Raw genomic sequence first — 16,275 nt, 5'->3', positions numbered from 1 at the left:
TCTTTTTTACTGTTAAGTTTTAGGAATGGTTTCTGCGTCTCCAACCAACCAAGGCTAACAGGCTTAATCCTAAAATGGATAGCCAGTTCAACGAACCACCACCTGACTTAGTGTCACGCTGTGGCTGCTCAGCATTTGTTGAGCTATTGAGCTCTAAGTCGACAATCACTGGATCATGATCAGAAGATCTAAATGCATGATCAGCATAAAAGAGCGACTTCTGCTCTGTAGTCTTAAATTCTTCGTTATAATCTAGATTCGTTGGCTCATCAGCGTTGATGTGCCATACAAATGCACGCTTAACCGCAGGAAATAGCGAAGCATCAGCTAAAGCATGATCCAAATTACCTGCTCCACCAAATCCAGCTTTGTTACTGTCGACACCAAATACATAGGTATATGCCTGTTCACCGAGCCCTACAACCTTGTCCGCCAGTACATTCGTATAATTAGCACGCTCTAAAGCCAAAATTGGATCTTCTTTTGCATAACTATTTAAATCACCAATCAAGAGCGTATTCGTATGACCTGTAATTTGCGTTGGATTCTTTGCAATCCACTGCATGAGTTGTTGTACCGCTTTAACCCGTGTCGCATTCCAACACCCCTGACCATCACCTTGATCCGCATCAGCAGATTGATCATTTGAAGGACAACTTCCTTTAGACTTCAAATGATTCGGAATAACCGTAAAGATTTTACCGCCACTCACTGGTTGAAAACTTTGAGCAAGGGTCACTCGATTTCTTTGTGACTGGTCATCAAACACTGCAGCAGCGTTAACAGGTTTTACACGCTTACTGTTGTAAATAATCGCAACAGCAATCGCATCATCACCTAATCGATTTGAATTTGGCGGAGTGATATATTTCCACTCCGATCCAAGTGCTCGTGTTAAATATGCAATGGCACTATTTTCACCATAACCATTATTCGCAATTTCCATTAAACCAAATACATCAGCATCGATTTCTTTCATTGCACTGACTATTTTGGTATGTTGCTTCTCAAACTCAGCTTTGCTGCTAGCACCTCGCTCAGTTGGAAAACCATTTAAACCATTATCATAGTTCAAAACATTGAAAGCCACGACACGGGTTTGGTTTGAATTTTTCAGAATCATCGGTGGCCGCGGGTTGTTCGCTTTAATTTGGATTTGAGTACGACCTTGTACAGGTTGAATACGCCAAGAATTAAATCGATATTCTAGAATACCCTCAACAGCATTTAACTGATCACCTGCACGTAGGGTATTTAAAGCACTAAACTGACTTGGCAGTGTAGGCGTTAAATTTTGTGCATTATATCCATCATCAAGTTCAATTTTGGACAAAAGATTTTTTTGCGCCAATGCCGTTGCTTCTGCTGATTTAGCTGGATAAATATTGGTCGGCATAAACAAACGTCCTAGACTTAATGACAGTTGTCCGTAGCGACCATAATTGTAATTTTCACTTACCGTTAATGTTTGAGGTATTTTAACCAACATACCTTGATAACGCTTTGGCGCATGCCCTGAGGCGTTGGTTAAACTCTCAAATGGTAACTCGATTGATAATGGCGTTATCCAAGCGCTTGCCGCTTGATTACAAGTTAAAATATTTTCGGATAAATTATCAATCTGTAACTGATTTTGATATTCAGTTAATCGACCTTTAAGAACGACTTCTTCTCCGACTTTTCCTCCTTTTATAGAACTTGAAGCAGGAGCATATACAAAAATCGCGTTAGTTAGATCGGGTTTTGCTTTGGCATCAGGGGTTTGGATATAGAAACCTGAGAATCCATTCGCATAACGATAATCCGCAGTAATCACCCCCTTCACAGTATAGTTTTGATTCTTAGCTGCTTGTGAGAGTTCAGCGATAGGTGTATTCGCAGAGTTACAACTTAGAGTCGTCGGAGATGGCTCTATTGGTTCATTTGTACTAATCGCTAAATACTGGTTAAAAGCATTGCGATCCGACCATTTAGTCCACTCTTTCTGGATTTCAAAGGGAGCAGATGGATCTATCGAAACGACATCATTTATTTTCTTTGTACGTTCAAAGCTTAAACCAGTTGCCCAGTTTTGCTGTATTCCAATCGCACCAAAACGGTCGACAGCCACATTGTTTTTATAGAGAACAATTGCATCATCGCCATTAAATGAAAGGTTAGCAGTTTGCTGAACAGCTTCACCCAATTCAGTTTTTAAATTTGAATGTCCAATTAAAAAGTGCTGCTGAGTTGTTAAAGTTCCTTGCAGCTTGACCGTCAAATTCGCAGTGGTTTGACCATTCGGAAATATTTTTAATTGATATGCGGATAAATCAACAACACCTCCATCTGGATTGTATAGTTCAATACCTTTCTTGTTATTATTACCATCCACATACTGGCTGATCATGAGTTCAGCATACGGCGTTGAACTAAATCCGATCATACATAAAGATAATATGAGTTTATTCATTCTAAGTCTTATTCATTGTTCATATTATTTTCCAAGCCTAGTGTACAGGCATGACAAGTAGATGAACAATTCATGACATTTTGAAAAAGTTCATGAATAGATCGACAAATCATTGATAGCTACGTAGCGCTTTCAGGTATAAAAAGGTTTGACTTAGGAGTCTCAGGTCTTAAAATACCGCATTCGAATTTTTTCTCATTTGCCAAAGTTATGTCGAACGATCAATTAGACCCGCAAGTTGTAGAATTAGACAACTTGAACGAGCATCGCGAAATTGTCACATTTATGCGCCGTTCATCTCCGTTGAATACTTCTCAACGAACTGCGCTTGAACAATATGGTCACTTAATTTTGGAATATCCTGTTGGTGATTTACGTCAGCAATTTGAGCATCCTGAACGTCCATTGACGGTTGAAATAGGTTTCGGTATGGGGCGCTCTCTTGTACTTATGGCAAAAGCCAATCCTGAACGCAATTATGTCGGCATCGAAGTACATGTTCCCGGCATTGCACAATGTGTATATGAAGCGGGTATGGCTGGTTTGACAAACTTACGTTTACTTGATGCGGATGCAATTCAAGTTTTGCGTGAAATGCCAGATAACAGTATCAATGCAATTCAACTTTATTTCCCCGATCCTTGGCAGAAAAAACGTCACCATAAACGTCGCTTCGTCTCACACGATCGTATGCCTTTAGTTGAAGAAAAACTTGAAATGGGTGGAACATTCCATGCTGCGACCGATTGGGAACCCTATGCAGAATGGATGTTAGATGTATTAGATAACCGCCCTCGTTTAGAAAATATGGCGGGTAAAGGTAACAGTTATCCTCGTCCTGACTGGCGTCCTCAAACTAAGTTTGAACGTCGTGGAATTGAAGAAGGCCATAAAATTAACGACTTCTTATTTAAAAAGATTCAATAATAAAAAAACAGGACTTAAGTCCTGTTTTTTTATTCTGATTGTCTTTTATAAATTTGATCACTCACCACACTATACACTTGGCTTAAATCCGTACGTCCAGCCTGCGCCAGCATCTCTTGATGCATATGGATAATGTTTTGATCACCACGCATCGCTGGACCAGTTTGCACCTGTTTTGGGGGATTTAAAGTCGCTTTTTTCGCAGTTTCCAAAATCAATGGGTACAATAAATTAAAATCGACTTTTTGTGCATCTACGAGCTGCTTAGCGACGTCATAGCAGTAGTTGGTAAAGTTACACGCGAAGACAGCTGCTAAATGCAAACTCAAGCGCTGTGTTGAGTCATATTGATAAACCTTTTGACTCAACTCTTTTGCCATTTGAGTCAAGGATGCTAAATCCTGGTCGCTCATCGCTTCAACAAATATTGGCGTACTCAACCAATCAATTTGACTTTCAAAGCTAAAGGTTTGTAGTGGATAGAACACACCTGCACGCTCATGATATTGCGTGATTTTAGAGATATGGGTACTGCCAGACGTATGTACAATTAAAGCCTGAGGAAGCTGTTTTGCAACTTTTTCAGCAACTTCTTCAACTGCCTTATCACTCACCACCAATAATGCAATATCAACAGTGTCTTCGAGATCTTCAATTGCATTGCATGGTCTAGCTCTTACTAAAGCCGCCAACAAATTGGCTTTAGATTGCTCTCGACTAAACACTTGGACAATCTCATGATGCTGACTCAATACCTGAGCCAAATGATGAGCTACGCGCCCTGCTCCAATCACACTAATACGCATATCGCTTCCACATATATTCTGTATACCTAAGCATGCCGATAAAAAAAGGACGAATCAATTCGCCCTTTTGCTATATTGTAATGAATTAATTAAACACATTGTTTAGGTACACAATTCTCTCATTGGTCTTTTGAATGAAACATTTAGAATATTGCATCTCAACATTCATTTGATTCATTTCATTGTCCCAATATTGATAATGTTGCTGATAAGTTTCGCGTTCTTTTTCTGGGATACTTTCAATTGACTTTTGAGAGACCACTTTACAATCCACGTCACGACGTTCGAACCATTCAGTTTGATCGCTCTTTAGCTGTTCTTTTTGTTCGCCGCTCAAATTATCCCAAGTTAAATTAAGTCGCTCGACAGCTCGTGCTTGCTCTTTATCTAAATCAGATTTTCTCAATTGCATGGCTTTGAGTGCCAAGGCCTTTTGTTTTTGTTGTACTGCCTCATATTCTTCGTAAGCTTTTGATTCATTCTGATTTGCTTTACGAAATGCTTCAAATTGAACAGCATATCTCGTCATACTTGCAGCAATATCTAACAATGCATTATCAGGTTGCACACTTAGCATTAAACCTTCTTTATCTGTCTTGGTAATCTCATAATTTAAAGTGCCTATGAGCTTATCTTGCCCATAACTGATATTGCCATGAACATCATTAATCCAATGTTGGAGCGTATAACTACCTTCGTCATGTTCACATTCATATTCGCAAGGTTTTTCAAGGTATGCATTTTCAGCACGACGTTGAAGCCCCTTCGTCAGGTGGATAACTAACTGGCTTGAACACGTCAGTTTGTTTGTTGCATTTGAAGGATCATTCGTTGTTGTAATCGACTTGAGTTCAAATCTAAGCGATGAGTTGATTTGGGAAAGTAATTTTAAATCTGACTCATACTGATGTGTTGCTTTTAAACGACGATCTAAAATGTTGTTATATTCCTGTTGCGCAAAGCGTTCAATTTCTTTGACATTCGTAGGAGAAGTACAACTCCAATCAGCAATTTCTACATTCTGTGAGGTGTCTTTGCTTTTCTTATTCAGATCACAACCTGCAACGAAGATGGTAGAGATAATCAAAGCCAATTTAATCTTATACGTCATTTTTTATACCGCATATTTATAATTTTGACATATTTAATCAAATAAAAAACAACAACTCCATCACATTTTTATTTTTTTAAAATTTGATGCGTAAAAGCTAACGCTCAACAACCCTGTTTAATCAATGCCTAACTTAGAGTGAAAATTTTTTGCTGTAATTCAGATGTTCGACTAATCGCCATATTTGTTTCGCAATTCAATCGAAAAACTTCAGGATTATCGGCGCCTTCACTATTTAATTTACATTCTAAATTACGCTTTTTTGCCCACAGTTCTTGCTCGTATTGTATTTTTTGGCGTGCTTGAAGTGAAGCTCTACTCCATACAGAATTTAGATCTTCATTGGCTTGATCTAATTTAAGTTGTGCTTCAGCAATAAGAATGGATTGATAATCATCTGATGTTTTATTTTGCTGATTTAAAAGTGCTTGTTTCTTTTGACGATCTAACACTAAAGCCGTCAAACGTGATGGTTTTAAATGGGCATCTATTAGAACTTTTTGCATAAAACTGGTGAAATGTAGTGCATTCACCAATTGTACAGTTACTTCATGCTCTGAAATTCGTACACTATAATTTAACTCAGTAGAAATCTGATTGTTCTCAAAGTTTAATTGAGAAAGTGCAGCTGATTCTAAAACATTTGACTCTCGATTTAATGCGCGCGATACATCAGCATCCGTCAGATAATTTGATGGTAGTTCAGCAGTGACTCTTGCTGTACACATCGTCTGATCAGAGGATCTCGTTTTCTTTATTTTATCAATGTTTTCAATTTTAAATTGAACTGGTTTCAAACTACGCTGTAAGAGTTGACCATCTATAATAACTTGATCATTTTCTATAATACTTTTGAGTTGAGTCGCTGAGATATTGGCGATGTCTTTATGGATGACTTGTTCGAGTTTTAATTGCACTTCAGGTTGATCACAACGATTAAAAGCATACATGATTGAATACACTTGTTGGCATCCTGACAATGCACCAACCATGCACAATGTGGTCAATGTTTTCATCCGAAGTTTCATGCTACTCCCCCAATCAAACTCAAGCTCTTGATACCAAACCTCATTGGTTTTGTTTTGATTCTTATTAAAGCTCTCAGTTAAATTTTATTAAAAAATACAGATCTTCATAAAATATACTGAATCATGAATTATTCAATCATCCAAAATAAAAAAGGCCGATATTAATCGACCTTTAAATGATTGAATTCACATTATTTTATGAAAGTACGAATTACCTTACCTTTGACTTTTTGATTAATCAACGGTGTATTTTTACCTTGAGAAATAATAGAAGATTTATCAAGTGTCCATTCCAAATCTGGATCAACCAGCACCCATCCAGCCTGTGCTTTCCATGTCTCAGTCATTTGTGCAACAGCAGCTGGCGCACTCGTTACTTTTTCAACCCACTCTAATGGACTAAATAAACCTTCTTCAATCAATTTGATTCCAAAAGGAACATATGAATCAAAAGCAGTAAAACCTGGCAAAGTCTCTGCAAAAGGTGCCATTTTTGCAGAACTACTGAGTGGTTCATGATGCGTACAAATCGCGTCAATTACTCCAGATTTCACTCCCTGACGAAGTAACTCTTTATCAGATTCTGAACGCAAAGGTGGACGTACATGTGCCAAGGAATTGAATCCATCAATTAAAGATTCCGTAAGATGTAACTGATGCATTGCAACATCACACGTGACTGGCAATCCTTTTTCCTTCGCGATACGTATTAACTCAACCGAAGCACCACAAGACAGTAATCCGAAGTGTGCGCGGACTTTTGTCGCCTCTATCATTAATAGATATTTTGCGATCGCGACCGTTTCTGCCAAAGCAGGAATCATTGGTAAACCTTGGCGTGAAGCAATAAAGCCTTCATGCACACAGCCATCTTTCGCAATTTGAGGCTCTTCAGCATAGAATACGACAGTTAAATTCAAACCTGCAGCATATTCAAGCGTACGAAGCACCACATCGTCATTCGCAAAAGGTGCATTTGCATTTGATACAGCAGTACAACCACCCTTTTTTAAACCCGCCATGTTGGCTGGTTGATTTCCTTGAAGCCCTTGTGTTTGTGCACCTATCACCTCAAGGTAAATCCCGCCATCTAACATGGCCTTTTCAACAAGACCATGAATTAAAGCGCCATTGTCCTGAACGATAGGTTTTGAATCTGGTGGGGTAAATACATGTAAAATGCCATTTTCACGTGCTGCTTTACCTTCAGATTTCAACGTTCCATGTTGTTGTTGACCTGGCTCTCGTAAACGTGCACACAAATCAACCATCGTTGGCATCAACCATTTGCCTTGCCCATCGATGCTTTCATGCACATCTGAAGTCGCTTCGATGCGTTTTCCATCTTGAATAAAAATAGTTTCTATTTGATCAGTTTGAGCAATTGGATCTAGGACGCGTACATTTTCGACTTTAACAATAGACATGACTGATTCCTTATACCGCAACTGCTTCAATTAAACCTTGTTCTTGTAACTGACCCTGCATCGCCAGTGCGAGAACTGCCATACGCACCGCAATACCATTGGTCACTTGATTCAAAATCACTGATTGAGGACCATCTGCAATACTTGAATCAATCTCAACACCACGATTCATCGGCCCTGGATGCATCACGATACAATCAGGTTTGGCCAAAGCCAAACGCTCTTTGTTCAAACCATACATTTTGTAAAATTCAGCTTGTGAAGATAATGCAGGTGAATCGATACGTTCATTTTGAATACGTAAAGTAATGATGACATCACAATCCTTAATCCCAGCTTCCATATTGTTAAATAGGCGAACACCTTCACCATATTCATCGAAGCCATAAGGAAGTAACGTATTCGGCGCAATCACACGAATATCTTTACAACCTAATGTTTGCAATGCAGCCACATCAGAACGTGCAACTCGTGAATGTTTAATATCCCCAATGATTGAAATGGAAATATCTTCAAATTTTTTATTGGTTTCACGGCGAATCGTAAGCATATCCAACATTGCTTGTGTTGGATGCGCATGACGTCCATCACCCGCGTTGATAATCGCAACAGTTGGACAAACATCCTTCGCAATAAAATGTGCAGCACCCGATGAAGAATGTCGAACCACAAAGATATCAGCCGCCATTGCTTCTAAATTCCACAGTGTATCTCTCAGTGTTTCGCCTTTAGAAGTACTTGAGCGAGCAATATCAATATTGAGCACGTTGGCAGAAAGACGTTTTGCCGCTGCTTCAAATGTCGTTCGTGTACGTGTCGAATTTTCGAAAAACAGGTTCATTACCGTTTTGCCTTCAAGCATATTATTGGTAATGAGCTGATTTTGGTCATTAAAAAAGGACTGTGCAGTGTCCAATATTTTTGTAAGAGTTTCTTTTGAAAGGCCTTCGATGGTGAGGAAGTGTTTGAGATTCCCATCTTGGTTGAGTTGAATCTGGCTCGGTGTATGCAATGCAGCGAAGTGCATGAGAGATTCCTTATACGTTAAGTCAACGTATTATACAGATTCTAAAATGATTTGGCAGTGATCCACACTGCAGCTGATCAATATCTAACTTAATCACGACTTATGATGTTTCATAAAATTTTTCAAAAACTTAATTTAACCAAAAGCATCCCATTGAAATCTTCTAATTCCCTCAAAATTAAGCTCCAAACTCCTACATAAAATCTTGTTTATCTTTATTTTGATACATCTGTTCAATCAAATTTCCCTGAAATAGTGAGTTAGATTATAAAAATAGAAATTTTTAATAAATGATCCACTCATAGTTTTATGGATATGTTAAAAAATGAGTGAGACACATCTGTATAGCAATCACGATTAAAAGACTTCCCATCACCCTATTCAAAATTCTTGCTCGATTTCCCACATTAAGAAACTGAGCCAATTTTTCCCCTGCATATCCCCAAAGCCATAAAGAGACATAGCAGACCATAAAATAAATCAAAACAAAAAGCGCTAAATAAACACTATTCTCTGAAGCTGAAAAAAGAGCTGTACCTGAAACAGCGGCAATCCAAGCTTTTGGATTCAGCCACTGCATTAAAGCACCTTGAGTAAAATTTGGAATTTTCTCTAGATCTTGTTGATCCGTTTGAATTTTCTCGCCTTTAGCACTTAAAATATTCCAGCCAATCCAAACCAATAGAGCCGTTCCTAACAGCGCAATAGCATCCAAAAGAACCGGATACAATAAAATAATCTGATATAGACCAAAGCAAACTGCTGCAAGTAAAGCAGTAAATCCAATGGTAGCACCTGAAATAAAAGCAAAAGTTTTTCGAACACCAAAGTTCATACTGCTACTGAGAATAGTTAAATTAACAGGCCCAGGAGAGATAGACATCGATAATGAAAAGGTAAACATAGAGAAAATTAAAGCCAGCATATTTTTTTATCTTTTAGTGTTTTTTAGTTTTATGGGGCTATATCAACCAGTTTCAATCAATCTTGTAAATTTAAATTATTTTTAAAATGGTTGGATCAACGCATTAAAGCAGTTTTAAAATCAAAAATAAGTTAAAATATACGATTGCTTTATTAGTCTTTGGGAATGTTCATGAATTCTAAACCTCGTCTTTCTACATATTGGGTTACCTGTGCAGATGGGCTTGAAACCTTACTTCAAGAAGAAATTGAAGGTTTAGGAGTACAAAACGTTGAACGTTTCCCTGGGCGATTGGTTTTCAAAGGTCAATTGGCTGATGCATACCGGATTTGTATGTGGTCTCGTCTTGCATCACGTGTTTTGACGCCTATCCATACGTTTGAAGTTGAATTTACTCACGATGCACGCGATGTAGCTGAAGAACTCTACGAAGGTGCAAATAGTTTTGACTGGTCGCTTATTTTTGCACCTCAAAGTACATTTGCTGTGCGTTTACATGTCGAACGTGAGATCAAAGTCAACAGCCAATTCGCTACCTTACGTGTGAAAGACGGTATCGTAGATTCCTTCATGGAGGCTGTCGGTAAGCGTCCAAGCATCGATATCAAACAACCAGAAATAACCATTTACGCTTTGGCTGGTAAAAAAGAACATACTTTCTGTTTAGATTTGTCTGGCGATTCATTGCATAAACGTGGCTATCGCCACTATATGACTGATGCACCGATCAAAGAAAATTTGGCAGCAGCCATTCTTCAACATGCAAAATTAATTGAAAAGAATCCAGATATTGTTCTTGATCCAATGTGTGGTTCAGGAACATTTATTATTGAAGCTTTGATGATGTTAACTGACCGCGCGCCTGGTTTGGTTCGTCGTTTCGGCTTTAATGGCTGGAATGGTCATGATCATGATCTTTGGATGCAAATTAAAGGTGAAGCTGCGGAACGTCACAAAGTTGCCTTAGAAAAACCGCTTCCAAAATTCTATGCCTTTGACGCAGATTGGGAAGCAGTAAAAGCAACCAAAAATAATATCCGCGCTGCAGGATTTGAGGCATTGCTAGATCAAATTCAAATAGAAGAGCGCACCCTTTCTGATTGGCCAGATTTTAAAGCAGAAGGTAAATCTGTGGTCGTTGTCACCAACCCACCTTATGGTGAGCGTCTTGGGGATAAAGGCTCTAGCCGTTCATTCTATCTTGGTCTATCTGGCTTACTTCAAAAGAACTTTGCCAACCAAACTGCCGCAGTTATTGCAGCTCAAATTGAACAAGCAGACGTGTTAGCATTCAGCGAAACTCAAACGCTTCGCTTAATGAATGGTAAGCTGCCTATTTATATTCGCTCGGGCAAGATTAAGCCACCTGTTGTGACACAACCTTTCTTAGCCAATTGGCAACCACTTCAATTCGATAAAATTGAAGGTGCCGAAGATTTTACAAATCGCCTGCAAAAGAATATGCAGAATTTGAAAAAATGGGCAGTGAAAGAAAATATCTATTGTTTACGAATTTATGATGCTGATTTACCAGACTTTAATGTCGCTGTAGATCTATATGGCGACCGACTGCATGTTCAAGAATATGCCCCACCAAAATCAATCGATCCTGAAAAAGCGAAAAAACGTTTTAATCTTGCTTTACAAGCAATCCGTGCTGTCACAGGTTTAGGTCGCGATGCCATTTTTATCAAGACTCGTGCTCGTCAGGAAGGTAAAAACCAATACACCAAACAAAGTACTGCCTCTAAACGCTTTATCGTTCAAGAAGGCAAAGCGAAAATTTTGGTTAACCTGACAGATTATTTGGATACTGGCCTTTTCCTCGACCATCGCCAAATTCGCTTACGCATCGCTGCTGAAGCAAAAGGTAAACATTTCCTTAATCTATATAGTTATACCTCAACTGCAAGTTTACATGCTGCGTTAGGTGGTGCTGCGAGCACGACCAGTGTCGACCTTTCAAATACTTATTTGAACTGGTCTAAAGAAAACTTTGTTTTAAATGGTTTAACGGTTGATCATGCTGACCAACAACACCAGTTCTTTGCCAGTGATTGTTTTGAATGGTTAAAAGAAGGTCATGAACAATATGACTTAATCTTTATCGATCCGCCAACGTTCTCGAACTCTAAAAAATTCCATGGTACGTTTGACGTTCAACGTGATCACTTATCCCTGATTAAACGTGCAATGAATCGTTTAACCACTGGTGGTACGCTGTATTTCTCAAATAACTATCGTGGTTTCGAATTAGACGACGAAATCAAAGCGTTTTATGACATTGAAGAACTCACCCATGAAACAATTGGTCTAGACTTTAAACGTAATACTAAAATTCATCGTTCATGGAAAATTAGACACCTTCAAGCCTAATGACTAGAGAGCTTGACCAATAAAAAAACAGGGCAATTCGTTTGCCCTTTTTTATTTTCTTTAATTTTTTGAAGGTGAATATTCCTTTGTCACAATAATGGTTGGATCTGTTGAAACATAGACAGTACGTGGTAGCGTATCATAAGGATAATACGTCAGTGGTTTAATGGTTTTCCTAATCTGCTCTGGATCTGCTTTTTTGCTCAATTCAAAATCAGAAACTGCATTTGAAACCAATTGCTTCTGATTAAATTCTTCTGCTTGAGTCTGAGCCAAATGTTGTTGATTTTGTATTTGTACCTCAGCGCTCTGTGATACTTCTTTTTTTAATTCTTGCACTAAATTTTCATTCAAATTCTGATCAATCACTTGCTGTTCGATGAGTTCAGATTCATCTAATTGCTGTGCAGTTGCCCATTGGAAACCACACATCAGCATGCTAGAAATTAAAATTGACCGTCGAAAAGTAACACTTATAAATTCCATTTTTTATCTCGAGAATTATTATTGTAATTTTATTTATATATTTATTAATTACAGCTAATCAAGTGCGTTCACCCGCATTCCGATGAACGCACTATATTCTTAAATACGACTCACTTCAAAGTAAGAGTATTTAGAACGATCAATCACGTCATAGGGTTTACTTTCATAACTATGAAGCGTGTGAACTGCTTTCATTTTATGTGATGAACACTGCTCTAGAACTTGCTTACGTGGGTCATTCTCAACCACAGTCACACAAAATGATGTTTTACCCTGAGCTTTCACCAATGTATTTACTTTGGTCAGCATAAACTTTAGTACGTCTAACGCACTTGGATCACAGAGGAAACTATGCGTCATGAGATAATCAAAGGATTGCCCTTCTTCGGGAAGCGTTAACTGTCCAGTAATTCGAGCATAAGTGTTATAGACAGGTTTTAACAGTTTTAACGTTGTAGAATAACTCGCCACTTTAGTTTGTTTGAAATCTTTTTGATCCCACAAACCAAATAAACCTACGATTTTATGATCTGAATTGAGCACTAAATGAAAGTCTTCTAATCTCAGCCCATACCAAAAAGGATGATTAGCTTCCAATAACTGTCTAAAGTCATAATCAGGTAAAAAATTATAATGGGAAGCCATTTCTTGTATAAAACCATTGACCGCATCAATCTTATCTATGGTCATTGTTTCAAGGCGAAGTTCAGCAGACTGCTTAAACTTAGGCACCTTAGAAATGGTAAAAGTGGTCATCGAATCAAAGATATAAGGTAAAGCATATCCTTCTCTTTCACGATGCATCATATTACGAGCTACTTTATTATCTTCTAAAATCACACTTTGAAAGATAATTTCACGAGGGAAACATTCAAAAATGTATTCCATAAATACATTAAACGCTTTTTTACCCCGAGCTGTAAGTTTGATTCGTAAATCTGATACATAGCGTAATTGTTCAGTGACGCCATTGATCCAATACGATTTCCAACCGATGTTCATCATGGCAATAATTTGATCAGGCTGATCTTGATGTACGACAACTAAAATTTCAGGCTTATTATATTGTGCATGTGTAGCACGAAAATAACTCGGTTTCCGCTCAAATGAAATCACCATACCGTTACTCGGCATACTTTCAGAAATCAGCTCAATCAATTGAGGATCATCTTGCTCCGCAGCATAACGTAGATAAAATTCAGGCGAGGTTTTTGATCGATATAGTAAATTTTGCTCTGTCATTTTTAAATTCTTAAATAAATTTCATTTTCTTCAACGGTTCTGGCTTGATATTCCCCTCAATCATGCCATTGCGCATTGCGATTGTCTTATATTCATGCCATGCATCTTCCACATGCATCACGCGTGCTTCATCTAATTGCCCTAAATTACGTGCCAACTCATAGTGAAAATTTTGTTTTAGCAATTGATCTAACTGTTGATCGGACGGCTGCCCACTCACACTACCCTCAGAAAGCAAAACATAATAAGGTTTCGATTCAGTCTTTTCTATTCCGAGTAAACTAATGGGTAAAAAACCGTTTTGTTTAAATGTATCGATCACACTCAAAGCAACAGATTGATCAATCTTTTCTCCGACCAAATCAACTGTCATCTTTCGACCAAGAAATTTAAAGCACGGAATGCCCTGATAAAAAGAATCAACCAATAATTCATCATCAATAATGTAGCGTTTTAGGCCAGACCCTGTCGTAATAATCGGACTCACGATTTGACCTGGTTTAAGCTGCCAAGCAGGGTAAATTTGCTGAGTATCTAAATCTTGAAACTCATAAAAATGAGTTTGATACATCAAGGGATAATGATCATCTAAAGGTATAGTCACTACGCCTTCAGTGGCCCAAAGCCCTTTACCTTCAAAACTTACACCCTTAATTTTGGTTTTTAAAATTTGTGCCCAGTGCTGTGCGCTTGCGGTATCCCAAGATGAAATTAAAAATAGCTTTGGCCACAATTTTTTCCAACAAGTCGGATCTTCCAAATCTAATCGTTCTAGAATCTGGCTACGTTTTACTGATTTTTTGATTTTTAAAAAATCTAAACTTTGACGACTCCACTGACCAGTCGATAAAACCTCAACGATTTCACTCTTATTTTCTTGGATAATTTCGATCAGTTGCAGTGCAAAAGTTGGGCTCCACACTGAAATCATGCCGAGATTTTCATCTCTGACTAAATACACAGCCGTAGCGAACATCGCATCTTCAGCAGTTTCTGCCAAAGCAATGTCCGCAGGGACTGCTTGCGTAATTTGAGTTAAAATTCGTTTTGAAAAAGAAAGTAAGGCACTATCATCATTTAAATTATGAGTGGTCGTCAGTTGACGCTGGCTTTCAGGCAACCAAGATACAGACCAATAGTGTGTTGTACGTTTTAGTTCAGGATAACGACGATATAAACTCGTGAGCCATAAACCAATCGCCTGATCTATTTCACTTAAAAATTGTTGGGTATAAGGAATAAATTTGAGTGCTTCACTTGAACCACTTGTAGGCTGGAATCGGATAATTTTACTTTTATTAAGTAAATTTACGCCTTGATTACGTGATGCTTCAACTTTCTGCTTCCAATCAGCATAACGTGTTACTGGAAAGTGTTGAGCAAACGACTCATATTCCATCTTTGGATCATCACATATAACTTTTAATTTATCACGCTGAACTTTTTCCAATTGATCAGCGTATTGATAAAAGTCTTTAAATGATTTTTTACAGGCCAAATTTAAAACTTGATGAGCTGCAAATATCACAGACATTAGGCCACCTTAGAATCTTGATCTTGATCTTTGGTTTGAGCCGATTTAGATAATTTATCTTTATTCAGATTCGACTTATTTTTTTTGAGCGATGATTTTTTCACAAACCTTACCGCTGTTTGCAAAATATCAACCCAACGCAGCTCACCAATACACGGTAATTCAGTACCTTGAACCCAAGATGGATTGCATTCCTCAAAAAACTCGATTTTACGATTTTTCTGGCGCATTTCTTCTGTTATTGGGGCCACATCAGGTTTCAGACACTGATAGTTTTCTCCAAAATCAATCAGCTTTGATTCATCATCATAGTATTCTGCAAAATACTCACGACAATACGCTTCAACATAATCTTTTAAATATTCATCTTTATTTTCTGGATTTGGATAATAGTGATAATAATTATTTGCAAGAAGTAAGTAGGTCTTAAAGCCCTTTGAGATCAGCATCCAATAGATCGGTACACCCGTATGACGTAATTTGAAGGTCATTACATAACGAAACATCGCACGTTGTAATGCTCGACTACCCCAATACGCCTCCTCAATAATGGTATCACCACTAAAAAAAGCATGGGCAGTTTTACCATTCACGGTAAAATTTCGCTCCATTACAGTTGAGAAACCCACTAAAAAATCTTTTTTGGGTTCTCGAATGATAAACACACCAGTCTTTTCCAGAAGGTCTCTTTCAAAAATTTCAAAGACTGTATTTGAATAATAGTTACTGTAAATATTGAACATCTTTTCAATATCACGGGGTTTTAAATCTTTTACCTTAACAAACTCACTATAAGGTTCTTTTTTTAATTTTCGGAGTCGTTTTAATTCTAGCATATTGATCCCATTAAGCTAAACAATGAATTCCTTTTGTGAATCAATAAACAAATTAAACATTTATTCACAAAAATATTGAGTGCAATCTTATACTTAAT

Annotated in this window: 13 protein-coding genes; 2 read left to right on the top strand and 11 right to left on the bottom strand. The window is 37.8% G+C overall.

Going from position 1 to position 16,275, the window contains the following annotated elements; all coding sequences use genetic code 11:
- Positions 1–19: 19 nt before the first annotated feature.
- Positions 20–2,452 carry an ExeM/NucH family extracellular endonuclease gene (locus AC1M9E_RS05110; protein WP_488225101.1) on the bottom strand — a complete coding sequence of 811 codons (2,433 nt, stop codon included), beginning with the start codon at positions 2,450–2,452 and terminating at the stop codon, positions 20–22.
- Between the two features lie 210 nt (positions 2,453–2,662).
- Here AC1M9E_RS05110 and trmB point away from each other — a divergent pair, with 210 nt between their 5' ends.
- Positions 2,663–3,379, top strand: a complete 717-nt coding sequence (gene trmB, locus AC1M9E_RS05105) for a tRNA (guanosine(46)-N7)-methyltransferase TrmB (protein ID WP_035265903.1) — start codon at positions 2,663–2,665, stop codon at positions 3,377–3,379.
- Between the two features lie 29 nt (positions 3,380–3,408).
- On the opposite strand, the gene AC1M9E_RS05100 is transcribed toward trmB, so the two are convergent.
- From AC1M9E_RS05100 to AC1M9E_RS05075, 6 genes are all read right to left on the bottom strand, one after another.
- Positions 3,409–4,185, bottom strand: coding sequence for a Rossmann-like and DUF2520 domain-containing protein (locus AC1M9E_RS05100; RefSeq protein WP_481607026.1), 777 nt, complete (start codon positions 4,183–4,185; stop codon positions 3,409–3,411).
- Positions 4,186–4,270: 85 nt separating this feature from the next.
- The gene (locus AC1M9E_RS05095; protein WP_092766131.1) at positions 4,271–5,296 is read right to left on the bottom strand and encodes a lysozyme inhibitor LprI family protein; all 1,026 of its coding nucleotides are present in this window, start codon (positions 5,294–5,296) and stop codon (positions 4,271–4,273) included.
- Between the two features lie 128 nt (positions 5,297–5,424).
- A complete protein-coding gene (locus tag AC1M9E_RS05090) occupies positions 5,425–6,324 on the bottom strand; it encodes a lysozyme inhibitor LprI family protein (RefSeq protein ID WP_488225100.1) in 900 nt (299 codons plus the stop codon).
- A gap of 191 nt (positions 6,325–6,515) precedes the next feature.
- Positions 6,516–7,751, bottom strand: a complete 1,236-nt coding sequence (locus tag AC1M9E_RS05085) for a dihydroorotase (protein ID WP_481588425.1) — start codon at positions 7,749–7,751, stop codon at positions 6,516–6,518.
- A gap of 10 nt (positions 7,752–7,761) precedes the next feature.
- Complete coding sequence (locus tag AC1M9E_RS05080) at positions 7,762–8,778, bottom strand: aspartate carbamoyltransferase catalytic subunit (protein ID WP_488225099.1); 1,017 nt, start codon at positions 8,776–8,778, stop codon at positions 7,762–7,764.
- 307 nt (positions 8,779–9,085) lie between these two features.
- On the bottom strand, positions 9,086–9,703 hold the full coding sequence (locus AC1M9E_RS05075) for a LysE family translocator (protein ID WP_481607028.1): 618 nt from the start codon (positions 9,701–9,703) through the stop codon (positions 9,086–9,088).
- 171 nt (positions 9,704–9,874) lie between these two features.
- Between AC1M9E_RS05075 and rlmKL the strand changes: the two genes are divergently transcribed.
- Positions 9,875–12,079, top strand: a complete 2,205-nt coding sequence (rlmKL, locus tag AC1M9E_RS05070) for a bifunctional 23S rRNA (guanine(2069)-N(7))-methyltransferase RlmK/23S rRNA (guanine(2445)-N(2))-methyltransferase RlmL (protein ID WP_481589786.1) — start codon at positions 9,875–9,877, stop codon at positions 12,077–12,079.
- Positions 12,080–12,139: 60 nt separating this feature from the next.
- Here the strand turns inward: rlmKL and AC1M9E_RS05065 are convergent, their stop codons facing one another.
- The 4 genes from AC1M9E_RS05065 to AC1M9E_RS05050 all read right to left on the bottom strand — a co-directional run bounded on the left by AC1M9E_RS05065 (position 12,140) and on the right by AC1M9E_RS05050 (position 16,177).
- Entirely contained in the window at positions 12,140–12,565 is a 426-nt protein-coding gene (locus AC1M9E_RS05065; protein WP_488225098.1) for a hypothetical protein, read from the bottom strand.
- 99 nt (positions 12,566–12,664) lie between these two features.
- Positions 12,665–13,807 carry a GNAT family N-acetyltransferase gene (locus AC1M9E_RS05060; protein WP_481596863.1) on the bottom strand — a complete coding sequence of 381 codons (1,143 nt, stop codon included), beginning with the start codon at positions 13,805–13,807 and terminating at the stop codon, positions 12,665–12,667.
- 10 nt (positions 13,808–13,817) lie between these two features.
- A complete protein-coding gene (locus tag AC1M9E_RS05055; protein ID WP_488225097.1) occupies positions 13,818–15,341 on the bottom strand; it encodes a GH3 family acyl-acid amido synthetase in 1,524 nt (507 codons plus the stop codon).
- A complete protein-coding gene (locus tag AC1M9E_RS05050) occupies positions 15,341–16,177 on the bottom strand; it encodes a hypothetical protein (RefSeq protein ID WP_481588431.1) in 837 nt (278 codons plus the stop codon). The genes AC1M9E_RS05055 and AC1M9E_RS05050 overlap by 1 nt, the downstream gene beginning before the upstream one ends.
- Positions 16,178–16,275 lie beyond the last annotated feature (98 nt).

The sequence above is a fragment of the Acinetobacter sp. 24-47-47 genome (assembly GCF_057737035.1).
The sequence above is the reverse complement of the archived record's forward strand: the minus strand, read 5'-3'. Positions and strand labels throughout refer to the sequence as shown.